We start from the raw sequence: 3,077 nt of genomic DNA on the forward strand, positions 1-3,077 counted from the left end.
CTTGCCACAAATTGGTACGATGCGAGCTATCCCTACCGCAAAAACAAACTGCGCTGTCCTCGTCTTTCTGATCCCAATGGCATTGGCTATGCGATGGACGAACGGCTCTCGGAGCGCTCCCTAGATAAGATCGGTGCTCCACACGACAAGACCCCCTTACTCTACGAATCGCGTAGCATTTTGCCCAATGCCCATGACCCGCTAGCCAGCTTTGTCGGGCGGCACGATCATCAGATGGGCTGGATTGGGTTTGTGGACGGGCACGTAAAAATGGAGACAGAGGGCGGAAAGCCCCGTTCCCGGTGAAACGCTTGGGCGAGGGGTTTGGCGCGGTACAATAGTTCCCGTGAATACATTTAGCGCCCCCCTCTCCGACTCCGATCCCGAGATTTTTGCCGCCATTACCGCCGAAGACCACCGCCAGGAAGACAAGCTAGAGCTGATTGCCAGCGAGAACATCGTCTCCCGCGCCGTGCGTGAGGCCCAGGGCTCCAGCCTGACCAACAAGTACGCCGAGGGCTATCCCGGACGGCGCTACTACGGTGGCTGTGAGCATGTGGACGTGGTCGAGAACCTTGCCATCGAGCGTGCCTGCAAGCTCTTTGGTGCCGAGTACGCCAACGTCCAGCCGCACTCCGGGGCCAACGCCAACATGGCCGTGTTTTTTGCGCTACTCAATCCCGGCGATAAGTTCCTTGCGATGGACTTGGCACAAGGCGGCCACTTAACGCACGGCTCCCCCGTGAACTTCTCCGGCTTTATCTACGAGCCCATCGCCTATGGCCTCAACGCCGAAGAAACGCTCGACTACGACCAGATTCGCGATCTTGCCAAGAAGCACAAGCCCAAGATGATTCTTGGCGGCGCGACGGTCTACCCGCGCATCATTGACTGGAAAATTCTCCGTGAGATCGCCGACGAGATCGGGGCGGCATTCTGGGTGGACATGGCCCATATCGCCGGGCTGGTGGCCGGTGGCGAGCACCCGTCCCCGCTACCCCATGCCCATGTGGTCACGACCACCACCCACAAGACCCTACGCGGGCCGCGTGGGGGGTTAATTCTTGCGGGAAAAGACACCGAGAACCCACTGGGCATCAAGAACACCAAGGGCGAGACGCGCCTGCTCTCCGACCTGCTGAACATGGCGGTCTTCCCCGGAATGCAGGGCGGCCCCCTCATGCACGTCATCGCCGGAAAAGCCGTCTGCTTCAAAGAGGCCATGGACCCTAGTTTTGCTACCTACCAGGCGCAGATTCGCAAGAACGCCAAGGCGCTGGCTGAGTCAGTCGTCAGCCACGGTTTTCGGTTGGTCTCCGGCGGCACGGATAACCACCTGATGCTCGTGGACCTGCGTGCCAAGAAGCTAAACGGCAAGCGGGCACAGGAAGTCTTGGACCTGGCCGGAATCACCGCCAATAAGAACGCCATCCCCAACGATCCCAACCCGCCGTTTAAGACCAGCGGCCTGCGCCTCGGAACCCCCGCCGTCACCACACGCGGCATGACCGAGACCGAGATGCCGATTATCGCCGAGCTGATCAACCGCGCCCTAGAGCAGCGCCACGACGATGCCCTGATCGCCGGAATCCGCGAGGAAGTCAAAGCCCTCTGTAATAAATTTCCGGCATGGGATTAGTCACATGATGCCTGAGCTCTCCTCCAAAACACCACCTTCGCATCATTTTGAATTCCTTGATGGTATTCGGGGCCTCATGGCTGTATATGTTTGCCTTTTCCATATTCGAGAAGAGAGCGTAAAAAGCCTCTCTGAAGGAGGGCGTCTCCTCAGTCTCCCCTTACATTTTGGGCATGCGGCCGTTTGTGTCTTTATTGTGCTATCAGGCTTTGTTCTCATGGCCCCCGTCGCGCGTAGCGATAATCCACTAGGACAGATACCGGGTGGACTATTGCCCTATTTTCTTCGACGGGCACGCCGTATCTTACCTCCGTACTATGCCGCTTTTGCCATGACGTTCTTAATGGGTATTCTCTCACCTGAGGGTTTCAAAGCCCTCAGACAGTTCGATCTACCTGTCCTCCAGCGATTATTATTTACGGAAAATAGTGCTTGGCACTATGCGATTCCTCATCTTCTCCTCATCAATAACTGGGGTGAACAATGGCAAACATTAGACTACCCCCTGTGGAGCGTCGCACTGGAATGGCAACTGTACTTTTTCTTTCCCTTAGTCTTTCTCCCCCTACTACAAAAAATTAAAATTACGACACTTATCCTGCTGGTTCTGCTTGTGAGTGTTCTTCCTGCAAGCCTGCTTCCTTATAACTATAGTGGTATGTGGACTTTCCCCTGGTTAGCCGCACTCTTCTGTCTCGGAATGCTAGGTGCTCTTGCTTGTTTCTCACCACAGCTTATCCCATCATCAGGTAAAATATTCCTGCTAAGTTCCAACCGTACAATTAGCTTGCTAGCAGCGATCACAATCGGCCTTATTTTCGCTGCGGATCAACCAAACCTATACCGAATTTCTTGGATAGCAGACCTATCAATAGGAATAACTACCATAATTTTTATTATTAAAAATTTAAAAAACACAAAAAAAACAAAGGCTATTCAGCTCCTAACAAATCCTTCAATTTTATACCTAGGATCAATATCCTATTCAATATATTTAATACATAAACTAGTTTTAATAAAATTAGGAGGCATTTTCAAACACTTAACAAATCATTATATCATCCATGATGACATATTTTTCCTATTATTCATAACAGTGGGAACTACTACAGTAATAGTAATATCACACCTATTCCATATCGCATTCGAACGTCCCTTTATGAAAAAAAAATCAATCAAATGAAATTGGGCGATCATTGATAGTACAACGCCCGTCGTGGGATGAGTATTTTCTGAGCATTGCCCGTGAGGTGGCGACGCGCTCGACCTGTGAGCGCCGCCATGTCGGGGCAGTGATCGTGCGCGACAAGCGAATTCTCACGACGGGCTACAACGGCTCGCCGCCGGGGCAGAAGCATTGTACGGAGGTCGGGTGCCTACTGGAAGACGGGCGCTGCATTCGGACGTTGCACGCCGAACAAAACGCGATTGCGCAGGC

Annotated in this window: 4 protein-coding genes; all 4 read left to right on the forward strand. The window is 52.9% G+C overall.

Annotated features, from left to right (window positions below; translation table 11 throughout):
* Positions 1-306, forward strand: a 306-nt coding sequence (locus RMO15_RS06215) for a hypothetical protein (protein WP_309709325.1), incomplete at its 5' end; no start/stop codon positions are given.
* A 40-nt stretch (positions 307-346) separates the two neighbouring features.
* Positions 347-1,639, forward strand: coding sequence for a serine hydroxymethyltransferase (glyA, locus tag RMO15_RS06220; protein ID WP_309709329.1), 1,293 nt, complete (start codon positions 347-349; stop codon positions 1,637-1,639).
* 4 nt (positions 1,640-1,643) lie between these two features.
* Positions 1,644-2,822 (forward strand): acyltransferase, encoded by a 1,179-nt coding sequence (locus RMO15_RS06225; RefSeq protein WP_309709332.1) that lies wholly within the window; start codon positions 1,644-1,646, stop codon positions 2,820-2,822.
* Between the two features lie 16 nt (positions 2,823-2,838).
* Positions 2,839-3,077 (forward strand): cytidine/deoxycytidylate deaminase family protein (locus RMO15_RS06230; RefSeq protein WP_369016084.1); only part of this gene is annotated, 239 nt, incomplete at its 3' end.

It is taken from the genome of Armatimonas sp. (genome assembly GCF_031410135.1).
Taxonomy (GTDB): Bacteria; Armatimonadota; Armatimonadia; order Armatimonadales; family Armatimonadaceae; genus Armatimonas.

What these genes read in the sequence shown, in the direction of transcription:
- RMO15_RS06225 (WP_309709332.1), top strand. Translation starts at nt 1,644, where the DNA reads ATGATGCCTGAGCTCTCCTCCAAAACACCACCTTCGCATCATTTTGAA.